Below are 20,789 nucleotides of genomic sequence, written 5' to 3' on the forward strand. Positions count from 1 at the left end.
TGGCGGAAATCCGCCCCGAGCGCTCCTCTTGCGACGTTGTCGCATCTGGAATCTCCGGAGACCCCCGCAGGTGAACAGTCCCTCCTGCCCCCAGGTTTGTGAACATTGCACAGAATTCCAAGATCATTTATGGCGTGAGTTGGCAGCGCCCCTACGGTGCCCGCCGAGCGGGCCCGCCGCCCTGGTCGCGGAGCCGGGAGGGCCGGCGGGGGCCCGCAGGGGTCCGCAGGGGTCTGCAGGGGTCTGGGGGCCTACGCGGCACGCCGGACCCCTAGATAGGGGGGGTGTAGGGGGTCAGCTCGCCGGGGCCCGCGCGTAGCTTCGGAATCGGCCTGGCCGGCTTCCGGTTGCACGCGCATGCGTCCCGGCTGCCGGAGAATTCCTTTCCCCGGCTAGAGGCGGGAGGCACATATTGAACGGGTTGATTTCCACGGCGTATTCTCCGCGGCCGCGGCTCATTCACGAACTGCTGGACGAGGCGGCCGCCATGAATCCGGACGGGATCGCGGTGCGCGACGCCCGCGGCGGCTGGAGCTATCGGCGGGTCGTCGAGCTCAGCCGCGCTTTCGCCGCCTGGCTGGCGGCCACGGGCGTCGAACCCGGCGACCGGATCATCGTGCAGCTGCCCAACCTGCGCGAGACCGTCCCCATCCTCTACGGCGCGTCGCGGCACGGTGTCGTCTTCGTGCCCCTGAACCCCGGGATGAAGGCGTACCACCTGCGGTCCGTGATGGCGGACTCCGAGCCCAAGCTGGTCATCGGGGCCGGCGAGGCGCTGCGGGAGGCCGCCGACGTGCCCGTCCACGGGATCGACGAGCTCTGGAGGGAAGTGGAGGCGTTCGCCGGGCGCCCCGTCCCGGGCGGGCCGGCCGAGGTCCGGCCGCAGGACGTCGCGGTCCTCATGTACACCTCCGGCAGCACGGCGGCGCCCAAGGCGGTGGTGGGCCCGCACGCGCAGGTGACGTTCGCGGCGTCGGCCATCAACGCCGTGCTCGGCTACCGTCCGGGGGACGTCGTCTTCTGCCGGTCGCCGATGTCCTTCGACTACGGCCTCTACCAGATCTTCCTGTCCGCCCTCGGCCAGGCGGAGCTGGTGCTGGCGGGTGAGGGCTCCGACCTGGCGCTGCTGAGCCAACTGCAGGAGTGCGGCGCGACCGTCGTGCCGATCGTGCCCTCGCTGGGCGCCATGCTCACGACCCTGGGCAGGCGGGCCCCCGGCTCGGTGCCCACCGTGCGGATGTTCACCAGCACCGGCGCCGCGCTGCCGGCCTCGACCATCGAGGGCCTGCGCGAGTGCTTCCCTGGCGCCCGGGTGGTGCGGATGTACGGGGTCACCGAGTGCAAACGGGTCACCATCATGGAGCCGGAGCTGGAACGGGAACGCCCCGACTCGGTCGGCCGCCCCCTGCCCGGCACCCGCGTGCTGATCCTCGGCGACGACGGCTCGCCGCTGCCCGCCGGCGAGACCGGGGAGATCGTGGTGGCCGGGCCCAACGTGATGGCTGGATACTGGCGCGCCCCCGAACTGACCGCCCGCGTCTACCGCCGCGACGCGGCCACCGGTGAGACCCGCCTGCACACCGGCGACTACGGTTTCCTCGACGAGGACGGTTACCTCTACTTCGAGGGCCGGCGCGACGACATGTTCAAGCGCAAGGGCACCCGGATGAGCACCATCGAGATCGAGGCCGCCGCGATGGACATCCCGGGCGTCCGGGCCGCCGCGGTGCTGCCGCCGGGCGAGCGGCACGATCTCGCGATCATCGTCGAGGGCGACCTCGCCTCGCACGTCGTCCTGCGCGAGCTGGCGCAGCGCCTGGAGCCCGCGAAGGTGCCCGCGATCTGCCGCGTCCTGCCGTTCTTCCCGCTCACCCTCAACGGCAAGAACGAGCGCAAGGACCTCGTACGGTTCCTGGAGGAGACGCCCTGAGCTCTCCCGCGATCCCGGGCCGGCTCGGGCTGGGCTTGAGCCGGGTTCGGCTCGGGATCGGGGCGCGCTCGGGCCTGGGGAAGGCTTTGCCTCCTGCCGGGAGACGCCGCGGGCCGCTCCCGCTAGCGTGGGAAGTGCTCATGCGCCGTACTGGCGTTTCCCGGGAGCCCACGTCGACGCTCCGTCAGCCCGCATCAGCCGGGCGCGCCACCTCACGGAGTGATCTTTGATGCTCGAACGCCTGCTCGTCGCCGCCACTCTGGTGGCGCCCGCGCTCATCGGCTCGCTCTCGCTCTCCGCCCCATCGACCGGTACGGCCGTCGCCGCCACGGTGGCGCAGGCCCCGGCCGCGATCCCGCCCGCTCCGGTCCCTCCGGATGACGACGAGTAGGAGGTCCGCCGCCGCGCCGGCATCCGTCGCCCCGTGAGGCACCCCCTCGCGGGGCGATCCCGTGCGCGGGCCAGTGGTTGTGCGGAGTTTGTGTACGACGTAAGCTTACGTGGTACACAAACTTCGGGAGGTCACCCTGACCACGATCGCCATCGCGCTCCCTCTCCTCTGGCTGGCCTGGCTGGCCCTGACCGAGTGGGTGCCCATGTTCCCGCTCAACGACCTGAGGCCCGGCAACCTGCGGCCACGGCTGCTCGCCGCGGCGATCAACTACCCGTTCCCGCTGCTCATCGCCGCCGGCATCGCCCTGCACCGTCCATGGTCGCTGATCGCCGCGTCGGCGTTATGCGGGCTGATCCTGGTGGGACACCTGACCAGCTGGTGGCTGCCGTACTTCGGGCTGAGCTCCGAAGCCCAGAGGCAGGTCTACGAGCGCGACTACGCCCGCACCCTCAAGATCCTGCCCGCGGCCGGGCACGCGGTCGTCCCCGACGTCCAGCACCTGGTCGTCGGCCTGCTCAGCGTGGCCATGCTCGGCACCACGCTGGCTGTCACACTGGCCGCATGAGCACCACGCCACGACGCGGCCGGGGCGGGCGGCCGCCCCAGCTGACCACCGAGCAGATCGTCACCGCGGCCATCGCCCTCCTCGACGAGGAGGGCCTGGACGCGGTGACCATGCGGGGCATCGGCGCCCGCCTCGGTGTGGCCGCGATGTCGCTGTACCGGCACGTGCCCAATCGCGACGCCATTCTGGCCGCGATCGTCAATCGCCTGTTCGCCACCGCGCTCGCCGGGTTCGACCCCGGCCCGACGTGGGCGCAGGCGGTGACGCGGTTCGCCGTGGCGTACCGGCGCATGCTGCTCGCCCACCCGCACGCCGTGCCGCTGCTGGCGACGTACCCGGTCGACGTCGAAAGCGCCCTGCCACTGCTGGCGGGTTTGCTCGACCGCTTCACCGCCGCCGGCATCGAGCAGGACGAGTCCCTGATCGTCATCCAGTCCGTCGGCGTCTACGTGCTCGGGCACGCCCTGGCCCAGGTGGGCACGCCGCCCGGCTCCGACGCCCCCGCTCCTCCACCCGACCCCGCCGCCCTCGGCTTCTACGAACGGTGGTTCACCACGGGGCTGGAAGCCATCGTCACGGGCTTCCAGCAGCGGCTCCTTCCCCGGTAAGGGGGGCGGCTGCGACGGGCGGACGTCCCTGGGCACGCCGTACGACCTCTGAGGCTCCGGGTCAGAAGGCGTTGACGAGGACGACGTAGGCCGCGGTGCCGATCCCGACGCTCAGGATCGTCCGGCGGCCGAACGCGAGATGCACCCCCGCCGTGACCGCGACCGCGAGCAGCGCGTACAGCGTCGCGCGCGGCTCTGCGGCGATGGTGCCGTGCAGGGCGGTCACAGCGAGGATGGCGAGGATGCCAACCGGCATCCACACCGAGAGCCGCCGCACGATCGCCGAGCCGCGCAGCGTGCGCAGCAGCGCGAAGGGGACGGCGCGCAGCGCGAGCGTGATGGCGAAGACGATCGCGAGGACGGCGACGAGGTAGGCGGTGCTAGGCATCGGCGGCCTCCGGAGCGGATCGGCGGGCGGTGCGCGCGTGCCGGACCAGCAGCAGCGCCACGTACAGCAGCAGCGCGGTGAACATGGCGACCCCCGGGGTGAGGACGAGCGCGACGTGGCCGCCTACGAGACCTTCCTCAGCACGTACGTCATGACCATCCCGCGGATCAGGAACGTCACCTCGCACTTCACGATGAAGAACGTCAAACCGGCCCCCTAACCCTCGGCGTTCAGAAGGACGCCTGGTCCAGCCGGGCGAACTGCTCGTCGGTCAGCGTGAGACCCGCCGCCGCGACGTTCTCCTCCAGGTGCGCCACGGAGGTCGTGCCGGGGATGGGGAACATGGCCGGCGAGCGGCGCAGCAGCCAGGCCAGGGCGGTCTGGGCCGGGGTCGCCCCGAGCTCGGCCGCCACGGTGGCCACGGGGCCGCCGGCCTTGGCGTGGTCGCCGACGGCGATCGGGAAGAACGGGACGAACGCGATCCCGTGCTCGCCCGCGTGGTCCACGACCTTCTCGTGGGTGCGGTCGGCGAGGTTGTAGAGGTTCTGGACGGCGGCGACGGGGGCGATCCCGCACGCCTCCTCCAGCTGGTCCACCGTCACCTCCGACAGGCCGATGTGGCGGATCTTGCCCTCCTCCCGCAGCTGTGCCAGGGCGCCGATCTGGTCGGCGAGCGGGACCTGGGGGTCGACGCGGTGCAGGTAGTACAGGTCGATCACGTCCCGGCGCAGGCGGCGCAGGCTCAGCTCGGCCTGCTGGCGCAGGTACTCGGGGCGTCCCAGCGGGATCCACTCCTCGACGCTCGGCCGGGCCACGCCGCCCTTGGTGGCGATCACGACGTCGTCGGCGTAGGGGTGCAGGGCTTCGGCGACGAGCTCCTCGTTCGCGCCCAGCGCGTAGGCGTCGGCGGTGTCGATGTGCCGCACGCCGAGCTCGACCGCGCGGCGCAGCACGGCCAGGGCGCCCTGCCGGTCGGCGGGCGCCGCCCAGATCGTGCCGTCGGCCGCCAGCCGCATGGCGCCGTAACCGATGCTGCCCACTTCCAAGTCGCCAATTTTCATGATTTCTCCCTAAAGGTTGAGCGTTCAAGTGAGGACGCTACACCCCGAAGGTTGAGAGTTCAAGCTAGGATGGGCGGCGTGGAGACACGGTGGCTCGGCGACGACGAGCAGCGGACCTGGCGGGCATATCTGTGGACGACCCGGCTGCTCGGCGACGCCCTCGACCGGCAGCTGCAGCACGACGCCGGGATGCCGTACACGTACTACATGATCTTGGCGACGCTCTCGGAGGTCCCCGGGCGGCGCATGTCGATGACCGACCTGGCCGCGCAGGTCTACTCCTCGCTCAGCCGCCTGTCCCACGCGGTGGCGCGGCTGGAGGAGCGCGGCTGGGTGCGGCGCTCGCCGCACCCGGACAACCGGCGGGTGACCGTGGCGGAGCTGACCGACGACGGCTTCGCCGCGCTCGCGCAGGCGGCGCCCGCGCACGTGGAGGAGGTGCGCAGGCGCCTGTTCGACCCGCTCAGCGGCGAGCAGGTGGCCCAGCTGCACGACATCCTGCGGGCGCTGTGGAAAGGGCTCGACCCCGAGGCGGGCGGGGCCTACCCCGGGGTCTTCGGCCCCGAGGCGTAGAGACCCGAGGCGTGGATCAGCGCTGGATCAGCGCGCCATGGGGGCCTGGAGCAGGCGTTCCTCCTCGGTCGTCCGCTCGTCGTACGCGGTGCGGGCGTCGGAGATCTCCCGCTGGTGCTCCTCGGTCCACACGACCAGCGACTTGATCACCTCGTGCAGCGAGAAGCCGAGCGCGGTCAGCTCGTACTCCACCCGCGGCGGCACCACCGGATAGACGGTGCGGGTCACGAGCCCGTCGCGCTCGAGCTGGCGCAGCGTCACCGTGAGCATGCGCTGGCTGACGCCGTCGATGGCGCGGCGCAGCTCGGAGAAGCGCATCGTACGGCGGTCGAGCAGGGCGATGACCAGCAGCGACCACTTGTCGGCGACGCGGTCGAGGATCTTCCGCACGTCGCAGTCGGCCCGGGTGTCCCACTGGACGACCTGGTCGTCCATGGTTCCCGTGCAGTAACCGAGTGCCTTTGAAGTGCCGTCTTCCATTACTTCCCCATGGTCACGCAAGATTCCTTTGTTACGAAAAAGAACCATAGGAGTCGTTCCTGTGTCCACAACCACGCACTCTTCTTCTTCGCCGTCGTTGCGCATGACCCCCAAGGCCTGGGGGATGCTGTTCGTCCTGTGCGGCGCGATCTTCCTCGAGGGGATCAACGTCGCGATGCTCAACGTGGCCCTGCCCGCCATCCGGGCCGACCTCGGCCTGTCCACGGGCGAGCTGCAGTGGGTGATCAGCTCCTACGTGCTGGGCTACGGCGGGTTCATGCTGGTCGGAGGCCGGGCGGCCGACCTGTTCGGCCGCCGCCGGATGTTCCTGGCCTGGCTGGCGGTCTTCCTCGTCGTCTCGGCCCTGGGCGGGCTGGCCGCCGAGGGCTGGATGCTCATCGCCGCCCGTTTCGTGGCGGGCGTCGCCGCCGCGGTCATGACCCCCGCCGGGTTGTCCATCATCACCACGAGCTTCGAGGAGGGGCCGCGGCGCAACCAGGCGCTCCTGGTGTACTCCGGCACCGCCGCCGGCGGCTTCTCCCTCGGGCTGGTGCTCGGCGGCCTGCTCGCCGCCGTGGACTGGCGCTGGGTGCTGTTCGCGCCGGCGGTGCTGGCGCTGATCATCCTGGTCCTGGCGGTGCCGCTGATCCCCGCCGGTCCCGTGGAACGTTCCGAGGAGCGGAGGCTGGACGTCGCGGGCGCGGTGACCATCACCGCCGCCATCATGCTGCTGGTGCTCGGCGTCGAGCGCGCCGCCCACGTGGGCGCCGGGTGGACCGCCGGCGCGCTGGTGGCCGGGCTGGCCCTGGTCGCGCTCTTCCTCGTGATCGAACGCCGCTCCGCCGCGCCACTGGTGCGGCTGGGCATCTTCCGCTCCGCGCCGCTCGTCCGCGCCAACCTCGCGGGGCTGCTGTTCTCCGGGGCCTTCTTCGGCTTCCAGTTCATCGCCGTCCTGTATCTCCAGGAGGTGCGGGGCTGGAGCTCGCTGCAGACCAGCCTGGCCATGCTCGCGGTAGGCGCGGACGCCGTCCTCGCGCCGACCCTGACCCCGCGGCTGGTCAACCGCTTCGGCAACGCGAAAGTCATCCTGGCCGGGCTGCTGGCCGCCGTGCTCTCGTACGTGTTGTTCCTGCCCATCGGCATGGACACCGTCTACCTGGCGATGTTCCCCACCATGATCATCCTCGGGGTGGCGTTCGCCCTCGCGTACGGCCCGCTCACCATCGTCGCCACCGACGGCGTGGACGAGAGCGAGCAGGGCCTGGCCGGAGGGCTGCTCTACACCTCCTTCCAGTTCGGCGCGGCGCTCGGGCTGGCGGCCAGCACCACGGTGATCGTGGCCGTGGCGGACGCGGGGGACCTGCTCGGCGCCTACCGCACCGCGCTCGCCGTGCCGATCGCCGCCGCGGTCCTGGCCGTCGTGGTCAGCGCCTTCGGCCTGCGGAAGGGGGCCGCCCGATGACGTCCTTCGCGGAGATCGAGGCCGAGTTCAACACCATCGTCGGCGCCACCGTGTACGCCACCATGGTCACCGTGGACGCCCGCAACCGGCCGCGCACCCGGGTGCTCATCCCGATCTGGGAGAACGTGGACGGGCGGCCGCTGGGCTGGCTGGCGACCTACCGGACCCCGGTCAAGGCGGCCCACCTGGCAGGCAACCCGCACACCTCGTTCTCCTACTGGAAGCCCGGCAACAACTCGGTCGCCGTCGACGCCGTGGCGAGCTGGGCGGACGGCCTGGACGTGCGGCGGCGCGTGTGGGACCTCTACCGCGCCACCAGCCCCCGGGGCGCCGGGTACGACCTGGGCGGCTTCTGGCGCTCGCCCGCCGACCCCAAGCTGCACGTCCTGCGCCTCGACCCCTTCCGCGTCCAGGTCATCCGCGGCATGGATCTGCGCAGCCGCATCTGGACGGCCGGCTGAGCGGGCGGCGGGTCAGGCGTGGCTGATGATCACTTTGCCGAAGCCGCCGCCTGACCCGCAGTAGGCGAGGGCGTCGGGGACCTGCTCGAACGGGAACACCCGGTCGATCACCGGGCGCAGCCGGTGCGCCTCGACGGCCCGGTTCAGCTCGAGGAAATGGGCCCGGCTGCCGGTGGCGATCCGGCGCAGCACCGAACCGGCCATGAACAGGGTGGCGGGGTCGACGGGTGCGGCCCCTTCGGCGCCGGACAGCCAGTAGCCGACGAAGGCGACCTCGCCGCCGGCCGCGACGGAGCGCAGCGACTGCTCCAGCGGCCCCGTCGCGTCGACGACGCGATCGGCTCCCCGGCCGTCGGTGAGCGCGTGGACCTCCTTCCACCAGACCGGGTTCTGCCGGTAGTCGATCACCTCGTCCGCCCCGAGCGCCCTCAGCCGCTCGGCCTTGGCCGGGCCGGACGTGGTCACGATCACTCTGGCTCCGGCCAGCTTGGCGAAGAGCAGGACGAACAGCGACACGGCGCCCGACCCGAGGGTCAGCACGGTCTCGCCGGCGTGCGGGGCGCCGCCGGAGGTCAGGGAGTTCCAGGCGGTCACCGCCGCCAGCGGCAGCGCCGCGGCCTCCTCGTACGACAGGTGCTCGGGCAGGCGCACGACGCCGTCCTCGCTCAGCAGCGCGTACTCCGTCAGCACGCCGTCGATCATGGTGCCGAGCTGGGCGGCGTCCTCGCGCCGGAACGGGCCGTCCAGCCAGCGCGGGAAGACGGTGGCCGCCACCCGGTCACCCGGCGCGACCCGGGTGACGTCCGCGCCGACCGCCACGACCTCTCCCACTCCCTCGCAGCCGGGCACCACGCCGGGGGTGATCGGCAGCGGATAGTCTCCGGACAGCACCCGCAGGTCGCGGAAGCCGAGGGAGTTCGCGCGGATCCTGACCACGACCTGCCCGCGCCCCGGTTCTGGCTCGTCGCGGTCGTGCAGCGTCAGCCCGGCGAGGCCGCGTCCGGGCACGAGGCGGTAGCTCTTCATCTGATGTCCTTTCAAGCTCCGTATGAGTGGGCACGATCGTGCGGGGCGGCCCTGGCGGCCGGCAATTCCCCGGAGGGAATCGCGGGCCCGCACGGCGACCGGATAGAACAGAGCGGTGAGCACCACCATCAGGGAGAACGGCGTCGGCACGGAGCTGAGACGCTGGCGCGGGCTTCGCCGGGTCAGCCAGCTCGAACTGGCCACGCTGGCCGGCACGACCCAGCGCCATCTGAGCTTCATCGAGAGCGGCCGTTCCCGGCCGGGGCGCGCGATCGTGATCCGGCTGGCCGAGTCGCTCGGCCTGTCGCTGCGGGAGCGCAACGACCTGCTCACCGCGGCCGGCTATGCGCCGGTGTTCGCCGAGTCGGGCCTGGAGGAGTCGGCGCTGCGGCCGGTCCGGGCCGCCATCGAGCAGATCCTGCACGGCCACCTGCCGTATCCGGCCCTCGTCATCGCACCGTACGGCCGGGTGGTGGCGGCGAACGACGCCATCGAGGTGTTCACCGAGGGCGCGGCGCCCGAGCTGCTCGAACCGCCGGTCAACATGCTGCGGCTCATGCTCCATCCGGACGGGATGGCCCCGAGGGTGCGCAACCTGGCCGAATGGGGCCGGCACATCATCGAGAACCTTCGTGCCAGGGCCCGCAGGAGCCCGGACCCGCGCCTGGACGACTTCGCCGCCGAACTGGCCGGCTACGTCCCCCAGGCGCCGGTCGGGCCCGAGCATCTCGGTTTCTCCGTGCCGATGAGGCTGGCCTCGGCGGACGGGGAGCTGCGCCTCATCACCACGCTGACCTCGTTCGCGACGGCGACCGACGTCACGCTCGCCGAGCTGCACCTGGAAGCGTTCCTGCCCGCCGACCAGGCCACCACCGAACTGCTCCGGCGCCGGGCCGAGCGCTGAGCGGCGGGGTCAGCTCACGGAGAGGCGGTCGACGTTGGGGCCTCCGTTCGACGTGGTGGCGGTGGCTCTGATCTTGTTCACCCCCTGGGCCAGGTCGGCGGTCAGGGTGACGGTCTGCCAGGTGGTCCAGGCGCCGGTGCCGGTGAAGTCGCGGGTGACCGAGGTGCCGTTGACCGCGATGGCCATCGGCCGGCTGGCCGTGGTGCCGTTGGCGAAGCGGAGCTCCAGGGTGGCCGGCCCGGCCGTCGCGGCGTTCACCGTCCACTCGACATAGCTGCCCGTCACGTTGTCGTAGTTCACGAACCCCGTGCCGGTGTAGCCCGCGTGGTTGGACTCCACCACGCCCTGCGAGATCGTCGCGTCCTCCGCCTGGTAGGCGGCGGGGCCGCTGCCGGTGGTCTCGGTGACGGCGTTCGACGGTGCCGAGGAGTTGCCCGCCGCGTCATGGGCCCTGACCGTGAACGTGTACGAGGTGCCGGCCGCCAGGCCGGAGACCGTGGCGCCGGTGCCGGTGACCGTCGTGGCCAGGGCGCTGCCGTTGGAGACGTCGTAGCCGGTGACGCCGACGTTGTCGGTGGCGGCGTCCCAGGCCAGCGAGACGCTGGAGGAGGTCTTGCCGGTGACGCGCAGGTTGCCGGGCACGGACGGGTTCTGGGTGTCGGGCGGCCCGGTCGGGACGGTGAGGGTCGCGGTGTTCCACCCGGCCACCCGCACGCTCGGCGAGCCGGTCAGGTCGGAGGCCCGGTACGTGGCGGTGAGGGTCCTGGACTCCCCGGGCCAGAGGCTGATCGCGTTGTCCGACCACTGGATCGGCAGCACGGGCTTGCCCGCCGCGTCCACCACGTCGGCGTCGAGCATGAAGGCGGGGACGGCGCCGGTGCCGGTGTTCTTGACCGTCACGGTGACCCTGCCGTCGGAGGGCGTGGAGGCGGTGGCGGTGATCGGGGTCTGGGCCAGGCCGTTGAGGCCGGTCAGGTTGGCGTAGCGGGAGGTCGGGACGTAGTACCAGTCGTTGTTCGCCCAGTCGATCACGTCGTCCGGGGTGGACAGGGCGTAGACGTTGCGGTCGATCTCCTGGCCGTCGCGCAGCAGCGTCAGCCGTACCAGGTAGGTCGTGGACAGGCCGCTGACGGCCGGCACGGTCACCGCGGTCGCCTTGCCCCCGTCGGCGGCGACGCTGACCGTCGCGGTGTTGCTGTACTTGGCGGATCCGTCCATGTTGAACACGTCCGTCTTGACGGTCAGGCCCGAGGCGGCCGAGACGCCGGAGTTGACCACGACGACGGACTTGTTGTCGTAGGAGTACTGCACGTGCAGCGGCTTGTTGGCCTCGCGGGCGCCCCAGTAGGAGCCGCCCTGGTCCAGGTAGTAGTCGAAGAGCTGCCAGTGGAGGGAGGACCAGCCGCTGTTGAGCATCCAGTAGACGACGCCGGTGGACGGGTTGCTCGAGTCGGTGAAGTTGCGGCCGTAGGCCTCGAACTGCGCTCGTACCGCCTCGTACTGGGCGAGCTGCGCCTTCTTCATGTAGTCCGTCAGCCCGGACGGTGCGCCGTACCGGCCTCTGAGGGCGTTGTGGTAGATGGTCAGGTCGTCGAAGGTGCTCGACGGCGAGCGGTGATACTGCGTCGCGCCCGGGCTCTGCCAGAGCGAGTCGATCTGCGCGGAGGTCATCATCCGCTTGAGCGAGTCGAGCGTCGGGACGTCGGGGCCGGCGCTGGTCTCGGAGTTGAAACCGAACGCGCCGCCTTCGCGCTTGTTGTACCAGTAGCTGGGCGGCACCCAGTCGTACGGGCCGGGCATCTTCATGCCCGAGTTGCCCAGTTGCGGGCTGGACTTGTCGGAGGCCACGGACACGATCGGGAGCTGCCACTCGGCCGCGGTGAGGGCGTCGAGGTAGTTGGTCTCCTTCTGGGCGGGCGGCGGGTTGTCCGAGCCGATCAGGAACGAGATCACGCTGGGGTGGTTGCGCAACCGGGTGGCCTCCGCCTGCATGGACGCCTTGGCGATCGGATAGTCGGAGCTGCTGAAGGAGCCTTCCCACTTGTCGCAGCACTCCCAGCCGGGCAGGGTCAGGATGCCGTATTTGTCGGCCAGGTCGTAGAGCTCGTCGGTGTCCAGGTGGCCTTCGACGCGGATCGTGTTGAGGCCGAGGTCCTTGACGTAGCGGATCTTGTCTTCCAGGTAGGCCAGGTTCTTGCGGAGGAAGATGTCGGGGGACCAGCCGCCGCCCCTGATCAGGATCGGCTTCCCGTTGATCTTGTAGTAGCGGCGGCCACTGGCGTTCTTGCCCGACTCGACCTTGCGTACGCCGAAGCGCTGGGTCAGCGTGTCGCTCTGCACGCCGCCGGTCGTCGCCGTGAGGTTCAGGTCGTAGAGCGGCTGGGCGCCCATCGTGTGCGGCCACCACACCTGCGGGTCGGCCAGCGTCTGGTTGAACGTGATCCGCTTGGTCTGGTTCGCGGCCAGGGCGACGTCCTGCGAGAACTCGAGCGGGCCGATCGTCCCCTTGACGGTGGCGTTCACGGCGCCGCCGGTGGCGTTGCGGACGTCGACCTTGATGGTGAGGTCGGCGCGGTCGAGCGCCGGCACCGCGAGGTTCGTGATCACGTGCGCGTCGCGCAGCGAGACGTCGGCGCTGCGGCGGATCAGGACGTCGCGGAAGATGCCCATGTTGTCGTCGCGCGGCAGCTGCACCCAGTCGATCCAGCCGATCGTGAGGTGGTTGTCGGGGTTGTTCGGGTTGACGCGGAAGGCCACCGAGTTGACGCCCGGGTGCACCAGGGCGGTGACGTCCCGTTCGTTGCGGGTGTAGGCGCCGGCCACCTGGGCGGCGGTGGCGACCTGGGTGCCGTTCACCCACACGTCGGCGCTGGAGATCACGCCGCTGACGTCGAGGAAGGTCCGCAGCCCGGACTCGTCGCCGAGGGTGAAGTCGGAGCGGTACCACCACGGCACGTCGAAGTCCGCGGCCGGGATCGACTGCATGTTCGTGGAGTAGAACGGGTCCGGGTAGACGTTGTTCTGCAGCAGGCCGGCGAGCACGGTCGAGCGGGGGCCGACGGGATACCAGCCGGTGGCCGCGTAACCGGGCGTGGAGATCGCGGCCCCGGAGTCGGACACCTTCGCCGAGGACTGGATCTTGTATCCCGTCAGGGTGGTCGTCGCCGGTACGGCCTGCGCGGCGGCGGGCGGCGCCACGCCCGCGGCGTTCACCAGCAGCGCACAGGCCGATAACAGGATGAGGATGAGCCGAGAGCGCGCCATGGGGGTCCCTCTCCAGGCTGGTCTATTCGTTAATAAACCTTCTTAACAAATAAACCGGATCCCGTAAATGGAGAATTCTCGGGAAGGCGAGGGCCGCCGCGGGCAAGAAGGGGTGTCTATCTCATTCGGGAGTCCTTGAGTGATCACTGCCCCTGACGCGTTCGAAGCGGTCTTCGACGCGCACTACGAGGAGATCCGCCGCTACCTCGGCCGCCGGGTCGGCCTCGACGTGGCCGAGGACCTCGCGGCCGAGACCTTTCTGATCGCCTTCGATCAGCGCGAGGCGTTCGATCCGTCGTTCGGCGAGATCAGGCCGTGGTTGTACGGCATCGCGACCAACCTGATCGGGCGGCACCGGCGTACGGAGGTGCGCCGCTACCGCGCGCTGGCGAGAACCGGGCCGCCGCCCGACGACGACGGGCTCCACGACCGGTTGATCGACCGGCTCGCCGCCGAGGTGACGGTCGGGCGGCTGGCCAAGGCGCTCACCAAGCTCTCGGCCGGCGAACGTGACGTGGTGCTGCTGGTGGCGTACGGCGGGCTGGACTACGCCGGGGTGGCCGCCGCGCTGAGGGTCGCCGAGGGAACGGTCGCCTCGCGGCTGAGCAGGGCCAGGACCAAGCTGCGTGCTGCGCTGGGGGTGGAGGTGTGATGAAGGAGTTCGAGTTCATCGACCGGGTGATGCCGGATGTGCCGCCGCTCTCGCCGGCGCAGCTCGCCGCGGCGCGGGCCCGGCTCACCGAAGCCACCGCCGCCCGCCCCACTGCCCGCCCCACTGCCCGCCCCACCGCTCGGGCCGCCGCCCGTCCCACCGGTCGGCCTACCGGTCGGACCACTGGCCCCGTGGTGGGGCGGGGCCGCGGGCGGCGTCCGGTGGCGCACGGCTGGCGGGGGATCGCGCTCGCGGCGATGGCCGTGGTGCTCGTGATCGGCGCGGTCGTCCTCCTGGTGCCCCCGCAGGGCCGGGAACCGGTCGCCGCCACCCCCGCACAGCTCCTGGACGCGGCGGCCGGCAAGCTGGCGGCGCAGCCCCAGGGCAGCGGCCGCTACTGGTGGCTGGAGACCGAGGAGGTCCGCCGGACGAAGGGCGGGGAGGGCTTCCTCGTCGAGGAGCGCGGTAAGGACGTGCTGGTCCTCGGGCGGGACGGCGACGGCTACACCTGGTACGAGGCCGTCTCGGCCAGGCCCTACGGCGCCGAGGCGGTCGAGGCGTGGAAGCGGGCGGGCTCCCCGGAGCTCTGTCCCGCCCGGGACTGCGACCCCAACCTGCGCTTCTACCCGCAGCGCACGCTGGAGAAGTATCTGACTCTGGCGCCGGGGTGGCAGCCGACCCTGGACGAGCTGCTCGCGCTTCCCCACGAGGCGAACGCGCTCAGGACCGAGCTCCTGAGGCACCTCTCGCTCGGCTACGACAAGGGTCCGGACGACTGGGTGCGGGAAACGGGGCTCCGGCTCGTCAAGGATGTCCCGGCGACCCCGGGCACCCGGGCAGCGGCCTACCGCATGCTGGCCGCCCTGCCCGGGGCCCGCGTGCTCGACGACGTACGCGATCCGGCGGGCCGCCGAGGCGTGACCCTGCAGCTGCGCGTCAACGACGCCGTCCGCGTCCAGCTCGTCATCGACCCGGGGAGCGGCGAGCTGTGGGCGTCCCAGATGGTGGCGCCCATACGCGGACTTCCGCAGGGCGCCGCGGCGGTGGCCACGATCGTCGTGCGGGCGGCGTGGAGCGACGCCCGGCCGGTGCCGCCGTCCGGCTGCTCGGACTGCCGAGGCCGGTACTGAGGCCGGGCCGTCCGCCTCTCGGCCGGCGGCGTCGAACCGATCTTCGGCGCCGTACGTCAAGAGGGCATGACAGCACGCGTTCTCGCCCTGCTCGCCCTCGTGGCAGGGCTGGTCATGTTCACCGGCGGCACGGCGTCCGCCTGCCAGTGCGTGGAACGGGGCCCGCAGGATCAGATGGAGAGCGCGGTCGCCGTGTTCGCCGGCACGGTGACGCGGGTCGGCGTGAGCCCGGACGAGAGCGGCGGAGGGCACGTCATCGCCGTCCTCCGCGCCGACCACGTCTACAAGGGGCAGGCGCGGGAGTGGTTCCAGGTCTCCACCCGTAGCCAAGGGCCGGCCTGCGGGTACGACTTCGCCGCGGGCTCCCGCCACCTGGTGTTCGCCGGCGGGCGTGACGAGGCGCTGACCACGTCCAGCTGCTCGGGCAACGCGTCGCTGCCGGCCGGCGACCGGCCGCTGCGGCGGGACGACGGCAACGGGCTCACCCGTGAGCTGATCGCCGCCCTGGGCACCCCCACCCGGGTCCGCCACACCGGCGCCGCCGAGCCCACCATCGCCGAGCCCACCATCGCCGGGTCGACTGCGGCGGGGTCGACTGCGGCGGGGTCGACTGCGGCGGGGTCGACTGCGGCCGGGTCGACTGCGGCCGGGTCGACTGCGGCCGGGTCGACTGCCGCCGGGTCCGCCGCTGCCAAGTCCGCCGCCACCGAGTCCGCCGGTCCCGACGGGGGCACCGGCGTGCTGGTGGCCGCCCTGGTGGCGGTGGGCGTCGTGGCGCTGGCGGCGGGAGCCGGGTGGGCGTACCGCAGGCGCTCCTCCTCCTGACCGGCGCCGACCTGTCAGGTCAGGGTCGGTACGGCGCCGCACTCGGCCCGCTCGACCGTGACACCCGGCAGGCCCCTGACCCATCGCCAGGTGATCTCGCCGAGCCGCGCGGCCTGCGGGGGAGTGCGGCCCAGCCCGACGGCGTAGCGGGTCGACCGAGGACCGCTCTCGAACGGGCGCGGCCAGGCGTGGACGTCCCGCATCCCGTCCTCCTCCAGGGCGGCGAGCAGGTCCAGCATCCGTCCTCTGACGCGGCCGAGCGTCGCGTCGAGCTCCTCGGGGCGGTCGGAGCGCACGCTCAGCACCGCCCAGGCCGCGTGGCGCCGATGGAGAGGCGGCGGCGCGAGCAGGTCGGCGGAGCGGCCGCTCTCGACGAGCTCCCATGCCTGGTAGAGCTCCTGGGTGAGCAGGTCCAGGCCGCCGGGGGTGACCTGGCGCGCGCAGTTGCGTACGGGGGCGCTGGGCGTCATCACCGCGATCGGGGCCGGCTGGGGCGAGGTGGGGCCGAGGGCGACCGGGTCTCGCCAGTTCCAGGCGGCCCACGTACTGAAGAAGCGGCTCAGCAGGTCGTCGGCGGGCAGGTCGCCGCTCTCGCGTACGGTGTGCGCGGCCATGACCGCCCAGGCCAGGCCGGGCAGTCCGCCGAACGGGGCCGAGTCCAGCCCGCGTGCCCGCGCCCACGCCTTCACCCGCCGGGCGAGCAGGGCGAAACGGGCGTGGTGCCCGCCGACGGCGGCGCGGATCGCGTCCGCGTCGCTGACCGCGCTCAAGGCGATCGCGGCCGCCTCGCCCAGCTCGGCGCGGCGGGCCGGCGCCTGCTCCGGGGGCAGCGATCCGGTGGGGACCACGGTCAGGTCCACTTCCAGCCCGCCCGTACGGAAGCGCAGGCCCGGCACCCGCGCGCCGATCACCTGGCGCATCCGGTCGAGACCGGGCAGCGCGGCCCGCACCCGGGCTTCGACCTCGGCCATGTCCGTTTCACCGGGGGGCGCGGTTTGCGCCCGGGCTTCGATCTCGGCCGTGTCCGGTTTGCCGGGCAGCCCGGCCCGCATCCGGGCCTGGACCTCGGCCGTGTCCGTTTCGCCGGGCAGCGCGGCCACCAGGTCCAGGTCCGCGCCGGGGAGTTCGCAGCCCATGCGCCGGGAGCCGGCGACGGACACGACGCCCGGCCGCAGCGCCTCCGCCAGCCGCCGGGTCACCTGATCGGCCGAGGTATCGCGCTGCTCCCTTCCGCCGGTCACCTGATCGGCCGAGGCGTCGCGAGGCTCCTTTCCACCGGCCGTGGGCTCGGCGATCCAGTGGATCTCGCCCGTGCCCAGGGTGACCCGCGCCCGGGGACGCATGGGCTCGTCCGCGCGGCGCGACAGCAGCACCAGCTCTCCCACCTGCGCCGTCATCCCGGCCAGGCGGATCGGGTCGTCCGTACGGCCGAGCGTCAGGTGCGGGGTGAAGCCTTCGGGGCGTCCCTCGCAGCGGGGGAAGCGCCGTTCGAGCGCGCGACGCAGGCGGGCCCAGGGCGCCGGGTCGCCGGCGGCGGGGTCGAGCCAGGCCGTCGAGTGGTCGCGGTGCCGGAACGTACGCACCCCTTCCAGCCTGGCGGCGAACGGCGCGACCTCGGCGGCCGCCGCGGCCACCAGGGACGCCGCCGCCTCGAACTCCGACTCCGGCACGAAGCCGAAGAGCAGGTTGACGTGCGGCGGCCAACGGTCGATCTGCGGATCGTGCGCGCGGCGGACGGCCTGGATCGGCGGCCACAGCTCCCGCGGCGGTACCCACGCCACCGCCGTCCGCGCCGTCGGCGGCACGTCGAGCACTCCACCGGGCGCCTCACCGGTAGCGTCGAGCACTCCACCGGGTGCCTCACCGGTAGCGTCGAGCACTCCACCGGGTGCCTCACCGGTAGCGTCGAGCACTCCACCGGGTGCCTCACCGGTGGCGCAGAACACTCCACCGGGCGCCTCACCGGTGGCGCCGAGCACCCCGCCGGGCGCCTCGCCGGTGGCGAGCATGCCGCCGGGCTTCCCACCGGTGCCGGCGAGCACCCTGCCGGTCCTTTCGCGGGGTTCGTCGCCGGTGACGTCCAGGACCGCCTCCACCCCGTAGTGGTCGGAGATGTAGAGCCCCTCGGGGGTGGGCGTGTCGCCGCGCAGGGCCGCCGAGATCACCCGAGGCCGGCCGCGCAGCAGGATCCGGTCCAGGCGCGAGGCCCGGCCGGACAGGGAGGAGAGCGCCGCCAGCGGGTTGGCGTCCGGGTCGAAGGTGGGGGTCTGGTCGGGTCCGTGCGCCTCCGTCCAGGCGTCGCGCAGGCCGAGCGCGGACGCGGGGGTGTCCGTGCCGTCGTTGAAGTCGCCCAGCAGGATCACGTCGCCGTCCACGCCGGCCAGCCCCTCGGCGATCCTGGCCAGCTCCGCCCGCCGCCTGTCCGCGCCGTCGGCGGAATGGTCGCTGGTCAGGTGGGTGGCGGCCACGACGAGGACGCCGGAGGCGGTGTCCACGGCGATGGCGGCCACCGACTTGTGCGGGCCGAGCTCGTGCCGGGCCGCCTCCCGTACGGGCAGCCGGCTGAGCAGCAGCAGGCCGCTGTCGTCGACGTCCGGGCCGTACGGGTCGGCGCCGAGGGTGTAGCCGGCGCGTACCCAGGGGGCGGCCAGCAGCATCGACACCAGCGCGGGCTCGACCTCCTGCAGGGCGATCACGTCGGCGTCGGCCTCCTGCAGGGCCGCGAGGAGCAGGGGACGGCGCCGGGCGGTGTCGAGGCGATCGCTGTCGTAGCGGTCCCACAGCGTGTTCCACGTCAGCACGCGCGGAGCCGGGATCCCGGAGCGCCCGCGTCCCGTGGCGGGCCGCCATCCGCCCGCCGGATCCCAGGCGTGCGGGGTCCTGGCCGTGAAGGACGGCGGCCGCAGGCGGCGCGGGTCGCGGGCCCGGCCGGCCTCGCTGGTGTCGACGCGGTCCAGGCCCGTGGCGCGGTCCCAGACCAGCTCGCCGTCCGCCTCGACGAACAGCACCCGGTGCCACGGGATGTCGCCGCCCGGGGTGAAGGCGGGCAGCGCGACGCGCTTGGGGTCGGCGTTGCGCTGGCCGACTCCGAAGACGAACCGGGACGGGTCGAACCGCGGGTCCCAGCGGATCCGGTGGTAGATCTCCTCGCTGGTACGCATCACGCCTCCAAGGTTCCGTCCACGTCGTCGACCGTGCCGCGCGCCCCGACGTACCAGGTGCGGTGGGCCTGTCCGGGGTACGGCGGGACGAACCGGCGCGCCTGCGCGGCCAGCACGTGCGAGGGCACCGGATGGGCGCGGCGGGTGTTGCGCCGGTGCAGCTCGTCCTCCTCCACCAGCACGACCGCGTGCGTGGTCAGCGCGTCGCGGCGGCGCGCCACGGCGTGGACGAGGGAACGCTGGTGCTGGTTGAGCGAGGTGGCGTCCCACACCACGGTGCCGCCGACGGCCAGGGCGGCGTCGAGCCGGTCCAACCCCTCGCCGAGCACCTCCCGGTTGGCCCGCTGGTCCGCCCGCGAGCCGCGGGCCTGGCGCAGGTCGTCCAGCGACAGGTACGCGTCGATCCCCGGCAGGCCCGCCGCGAACGTGCTCTTCCCGCTGCCGGACGGCCCGACCAGCTGCACCAGCCCGGGGAACGGCCTGGAGCGCCACCGCCAGGTCGCAGCCACGGCCTCCTCGACCGTCGCGATGCGTCCCCTGGCCCAGGAGTCGCGGGCCTCCGCCCAGCACCGGTCGGCCGCCTGCGGGCCGAGTCCGGCCAGGGCCTCGCGCAGGCCGGCGCGTAACGGCTCCAGCGGCTCCGGGCCGAGCAGCCCGGCGTCCTCGGCGTGCAGGGCCGACCATTCGACCTGCTCGCGGGCCTGAACGCTCTCCTCGTCCGCGCGTCCGGCCAGCACGGCCGCCGCGACGGCGTGCAGCACGCCCAGGTCGGCGGCCAGCGCCATGCGCCCCAGCCCGGCCCGCCGCTCCTCGTCCGGGTACGGGCGATGCAGCGCACCGTGCAGCCCGGCCAGATCCGCGACCCGCCGCGCCGCCCGCATGCCCAGCGGCCCCGCCAGCCGCGCCGCCAGCCCGGCCCGCGGCACGGCGCGCGCCACCACGGCCAGCACCCCTGCCAGCCGGGCATCCCCACACCGGCCGATCGCATCCACCCGCGCCGCCACTTCGGCCACCGCCTCATGAGCCGTCGCCGCCTCGTGAGCCGTCGCGACCTCGGCCGCCGCCTCCGGAGCCGCCGCCACGTCGGCCGCCGCCTCCGGAGCCGCCGCCACCTCGGCCGCAGCCTCCTGGGTCACTCCTTCGGCTCCGGGCAGGTCCAGCGCGGCCAGCAGGGCGTTCGTGTCGGGGTCCGCGCCCGAGCGCACCGCCCACAGCGCCGCGGCCGGGCCCAGGCCGTTCGGCACGACGGTGGCGTGCATCCAGTGCGTGTCCGTCCGCACGTGCCGCGGCCGCACCCACTTGGCCACCCGCCCCGCGAACTCCTCCCGCCCGAATCCCCCGGCGGCCCGCACCACGTAGCCCTCCTGCCGGTCCAGGTCCAGCCGCAACCCCCGCAGCGCCCGCTCGTCGAAGACGCCGCGCCACAGCACCGGCGGCACCGGGATCCCGAGCCCGCGCAGGAAGGCGACCGTGTGGTCCCAGTCGAGGCACCGATCGCCGTCCCAGACCGAGAACCCGTAGAACCAGCTCTCCAGCCCCTGGTACGCGATGGAGTGCCGGGCGTACATGCTCTCCCCGCACACGCGCCACCCCGCGGGGATCCGCCCGCCGATCCGCCCCTGCAGCCCCTTCACCCACGCGCGGGACGGATGGTGGGCCGAGTCCAGCGACCTGGCGTGCATCCCGTCGGCGTAGAGGGTGGTGTTCTCCCCGTCGAGCTTCTCGGTGACCACGACCTCGCGCCCGCGCAGCCCGGACAGGTCGCCCGCGCGCACGTCGTCCGGGGTCGCGCCGGGCGACCAGGGCAGGTGAGGGGTACGCGGATAGTGCACGCGCATGATCCCTCCCCCCGGCTCGGCCGGAGTCACTGTACAAGCGGCAAGAAACCCGACTCCATCGAATAAA

The 20,789-nt window shown here is 72.7% G+C and carries 20 protein-coding genes; 13 read left to right on the forward strand and 7 right to left on the reverse strand.

Annotated elements, in window-relative coordinates:
• Nucleotides 1–421 precede the first annotated feature (421 nt).
• The 4 genes from H4W80_RS50790 to H4W80_RS50805 all read left to right on the forward strand — a co-directional run bounded on the left by H4W80_RS50790 (nucleotide 422) and on the right by H4W80_RS50805 (nucleotide 3,497).
• Nucleotides 422–1,930 carry an AMP-binding protein gene (locus H4W80_RS50790; RefSeq protein WP_225964122.1) on the forward strand — a complete coding sequence of 503 codons (1,509 nt, stop codon included), beginning with the start codon at nucleotides 422–424 and terminating at the stop codon, nucleotides 1,928–1,930.
• A 229-nt stretch (nucleotides 1,931–2,159) separates the two neighbouring features.
• Nucleotides 2,160–2,321 carry a hypothetical protein gene (locus H4W80_RS50795; protein ID WP_192791628.1) on the forward strand — a complete coding sequence of 54 codons (162 nt, stop codon included), beginning with the start codon at nucleotides 2,160–2,162 and terminating at the stop codon, nucleotides 2,319–2,321.
• Nucleotides 2,322–2,430: 109 nt separating this feature from the next.
• On the forward strand, nucleotides 2,431–2,889 hold the full coding sequence (locus tag H4W80_RS50800; protein WP_192791629.1) for a hypothetical protein: 459 nt from the start codon (nucleotides 2,431–2,433) through the stop codon (nucleotides 2,887–2,889).
• Entirely contained in the window at nucleotides 2,886–3,497 is a 612-nt protein-coding gene (locus H4W80_RS50805; protein ID WP_192791630.1) for a TetR/AcrR family transcriptional regulator, read from the forward strand. The genes H4W80_RS50800 and H4W80_RS50805 overlap by 4 nt, the downstream gene beginning before the upstream one ends.
• A gap of 61 nt (nucleotides 3,498–3,558) precedes the next feature.
• Here the strand turns inward: H4W80_RS50805 and H4W80_RS50810 are convergent, their stop codons facing one another.
• Nucleotides 3,559–3,885: a branched-chain amino acid transporter permease gene (locus tag H4W80_RS50810; RefSeq protein WP_192791631.1), complete on the reverse strand. Its 327-nt coding sequence runs from the start codon at nucleotides 3,883–3,885 to the stop codon at nucleotides 3,559–3,561.
• A gap of 37 nt (nucleotides 3,886–3,922) precedes the next feature.
• Here H4W80_RS50810 and H4W80_RS61970 point away from each other — a divergent pair, with 37 nt between their 5' ends.
• Nucleotides 3,923–4,105 carry an Lrp/AsnC ligand binding domain-containing protein gene (locus H4W80_RS61970; RefSeq protein WP_225964123.1) on the forward strand — a complete coding sequence of 61 codons (183 nt, stop codon included), beginning with the start codon at nucleotides 3,923–3,925 and terminating at the stop codon, nucleotides 4,103–4,105.
• A 10-nt stretch (nucleotides 4,106–4,115) separates the two neighbouring features.
• Here the strand turns inward: H4W80_RS61970 and H4W80_RS50820 are convergent, their stop codons facing one another.
• Nucleotides 4,116–4,946, reverse strand: coding sequence for an aldo/keto reductase (locus H4W80_RS50820; protein WP_192791632.1), 831 nt, complete (start codon nucleotides 4,944–4,946; stop codon nucleotides 4,116–4,118).
• Nucleotides 4,947–5,024: 78 nt separating this feature from the next.
• Between H4W80_RS50820 and H4W80_RS50825 the strand changes: the two genes are divergently transcribed.
• Nucleotides 5,025–5,519: a MarR family winged helix-turn-helix transcriptional regulator gene (locus H4W80_RS50825; RefSeq protein WP_318787447.1), complete on the forward strand. Its 495-nt coding sequence runs from the start codon at nucleotides 5,025–5,027 to the stop codon at nucleotides 5,517–5,519.
• A gap of 27 nt (nucleotides 5,520–5,546) precedes the next feature.
• Here the strand turns inward: H4W80_RS50825 and H4W80_RS50830 are convergent, their stop codons facing one another.
• A complete protein-coding gene (locus tag H4W80_RS50830) occupies nucleotides 5,547–5,954 on the reverse strand; it encodes a winged helix-turn-helix transcriptional regulator (protein WP_225964124.1) in 408 nt (135 codons plus the stop codon).
• A gap of 106 nt (nucleotides 5,955–6,060) precedes the next feature.
• Here H4W80_RS50830 and H4W80_RS50835 point away from each other — a divergent pair, with 106 nt between their 5' ends.
• Together H4W80_RS50835 and H4W80_RS50840 are read left to right on the forward strand one after the other, a co-directional pair.
• A complete protein-coding gene (locus H4W80_RS50835; RefSeq protein WP_318787448.1) occupies nucleotides 6,061–7,461 on the forward strand; it encodes an MFS transporter in 1,401 nt (466 codons plus the stop codon).
• Complete coding sequence (locus H4W80_RS50840) at nucleotides 7,458–7,922, forward strand: pyridoxamine 5'-phosphate oxidase family protein (protein WP_192791634.1); 465 nt, start codon at nucleotides 7,458–7,460, stop codon at nucleotides 7,920–7,922. Before H4W80_RS50835 ends, H4W80_RS50840 begins: the two co-directional genes overlap by 4 nt.
• A 12-nt stretch (nucleotides 7,923–7,934) precedes the next feature.
• Here H4W80_RS50840 and H4W80_RS50845 read toward each other — a convergent pair whose 3' ends face one another.
• Nucleotides 7,935–8,948 carry a zinc-dependent alcohol dehydrogenase family protein gene (locus H4W80_RS50845; RefSeq protein WP_192791635.1) on the reverse strand — a complete coding sequence of 338 codons (1,014 nt, stop codon included), beginning with the start codon at nucleotides 8,946–8,948 and terminating at the stop codon, nucleotides 7,935–7,937.
• 115 nt (nucleotides 8,949–9,063) lie between these two features.
• On the opposite strand from H4W80_RS50845, the gene H4W80_RS50850 reads away from it, so the two are divergent.
• Nucleotides 9,064–9,852 carry a helix-turn-helix domain-containing protein gene (locus H4W80_RS50850; RefSeq protein ID WP_192791636.1) on the forward strand — a complete coding sequence of 263 codons (789 nt, stop codon included), beginning with the start codon at nucleotides 9,064–9,066 and terminating at the stop codon, nucleotides 9,850–9,852.
• 9 nt (nucleotides 9,853–9,861) lie between these two features.
• Here H4W80_RS50850 and H4W80_RS50855 read toward each other — a convergent pair whose 3' ends face one another.
• Nucleotides 9,862–13,065, reverse strand: a complete 3,204-nt coding sequence (locus H4W80_RS50855) for a glycosyl hydrolase 2 galactose-binding domain-containing protein (RefSeq protein ID WP_378525825.1) — start codon at nucleotides 13,063–13,065, stop codon at nucleotides 9,862–9,864.
• On the opposite strand from H4W80_RS50855, the gene H4W80_RS64840 reads away from it, so the two are divergent.
• The 4 genes from H4W80_RS64840 to H4W80_RS50870 all read left to right on the forward strand — a co-directional run bounded on the left by H4W80_RS64840 (nucleotide 13,007) and on the right by H4W80_RS50870 (nucleotide 15,723).
• Nucleotides 13,007–13,162 carry a SipW-dependent-type signal peptide-containing protein gene (locus tag H4W80_RS64840; protein WP_378525826.1) on the forward strand — a complete coding sequence of 52 codons (156 nt, stop codon included), beginning with the start codon at nucleotides 13,007–13,009 and terminating at the stop codon, nucleotides 13,160–13,162. The genes H4W80_RS50855 and H4W80_RS64840 overlap by 59 nt on opposite strands.
• A 93-nt stretch (nucleotides 13,163–13,255) precedes the next feature.
• The gene (locus tag H4W80_RS50860; protein WP_192791638.1) at nucleotides 13,256–13,768 is read left to right on the forward strand and encodes an RNA polymerase sigma factor; all 513 of its coding nucleotides are present in this window, start codon (nucleotides 13,256–13,258) and stop codon (nucleotides 13,766–13,768) included.
• Nucleotides 13,768–14,898, forward strand: a complete 1,131-nt coding sequence (locus H4W80_RS50865; protein WP_192791639.1) for a hypothetical protein — start codon at nucleotides 13,768–13,770, stop codon at nucleotides 14,896–14,898. Before H4W80_RS50860 ends, H4W80_RS50865 begins: the two co-directional genes overlap by 1 nt.
• A gap of 66 nt (nucleotides 14,899–14,964) precedes the next feature.
• The gene (locus tag H4W80_RS50870) at nucleotides 14,965–15,723 is read left to right on the forward strand and encodes a hypothetical protein (RefSeq protein ID WP_192791640.1); all 759 of its coding nucleotides are present in this window, start codon (nucleotides 14,965–14,967) and stop codon (nucleotides 15,721–15,723) included.
• 14 nt (nucleotides 15,724–15,737) lie between these two features.
• Here the strand turns inward: H4W80_RS50870 and H4W80_RS50875 are convergent, their stop codons facing one another.
• Both H4W80_RS50875 and H4W80_RS63160 read right to left on the reverse strand, forming a co-directional pair.
• Entirely contained in the window at nucleotides 15,738–18,884 is a 3,147-nt protein-coding gene (locus H4W80_RS50875; RefSeq protein WP_192791641.1) for a poly(A) polymerase, read from the reverse strand.
• Nucleotides 18,884–20,722: an RNA ligase family protein gene (locus tag H4W80_RS63160; RefSeq protein ID WP_192791642.1), complete on the reverse strand. Its 1,839-nt coding sequence runs from the start codon at nucleotides 20,720–20,722 to the stop codon at nucleotides 18,884–18,886. Before H4W80_RS63160 ends, H4W80_RS50875 begins: the two co-directional genes overlap by 1 nt.
• Nucleotides 20,723–20,789 lie beyond the last annotated feature (67 nt).

The organism is Nonomuraea angiospora (genome assembly GCF_014873145.1).
Classification (GTDB): Bacteria; Actinomycetota; Actinomycetes; order Streptosporangiales; family Streptosporangiaceae; genus Nonomuraea; species Nonomuraea angiospora.

Coding starts and splice junctions, on each gene's coding strand:
- H4W80_RS50840 (WP_192791634.1), top strand. CDS start 7,458: ATGACGTCCTTCGCGGAGATCGAGGCCGAGTTCAACACCATCGTCGGC.
- H4W80_RS50870 (WP_192791640.1), top strand. CDS start 14,965: ATGACAGCACGCGTTCTCGCCCTGCTCGCCCTCGTGGCAGGGCTGGTC.
- H4W80_RS50820 (WP_192791632.1), bottom strand. CDS start 4,946: ATGAAAATTGGCGACTTGGAAGTGGGCAGCATCGGTTACGGCGCCATG.
- H4W80_RS50865 (WP_192791639.1), top strand. CDS start 13,768: ATGAAGGAGTTCGAGTTCATCGACCGGGTGATGCCGGATGTGCCGCCG.
- H4W80_RS50875 (WP_192791641.1), bottom strand. CDS start 18,884: ATGCGTACCAGCGAGGAGATCTACCACCGGATCCGCTGGGACCCGCGG.
- H4W80_RS50810 (WP_192791631.1), bottom strand. CDS start 3,885: ATGCCTAGCACCGCCTACCTCGTCGCCGTCCTCGCGATCGTCTTCGCC.
- H4W80_RS63160 (WP_192791642.1), bottom strand. CDS start 20,722: ATGCGCGTGCACTATCCGCGTACCCCTCACCTGCCCTGGTCGCCCGGC.
- H4W80_RS50845 (WP_192791635.1), bottom strand. CDS start 8,948: ATGAAGAGCTACCGCCTCGTGCCCGGACGCGGCCTCGCCGGGCTGACG.
- H4W80_RS50795 (WP_192791628.1), top strand. CDS start 2,160: ATGCTCGAACGCCTGCTCGTCGCCGCCACTCTGGTGGCGCCCGCGCTC.
- H4W80_RS50805 (WP_192791630.1), top strand. CDS start 2,886: ATGAGCACCACGCCACGACGCGGCCGGGGCGGGCGGCCGCCCCAGCTG.
- H4W80_RS50830 (WP_225964124.1), bottom strand. CDS start 5,954: ATGGACGACCAGGTCGTCCAGTGGGACACCCGGGCCGACTGCGACGTG.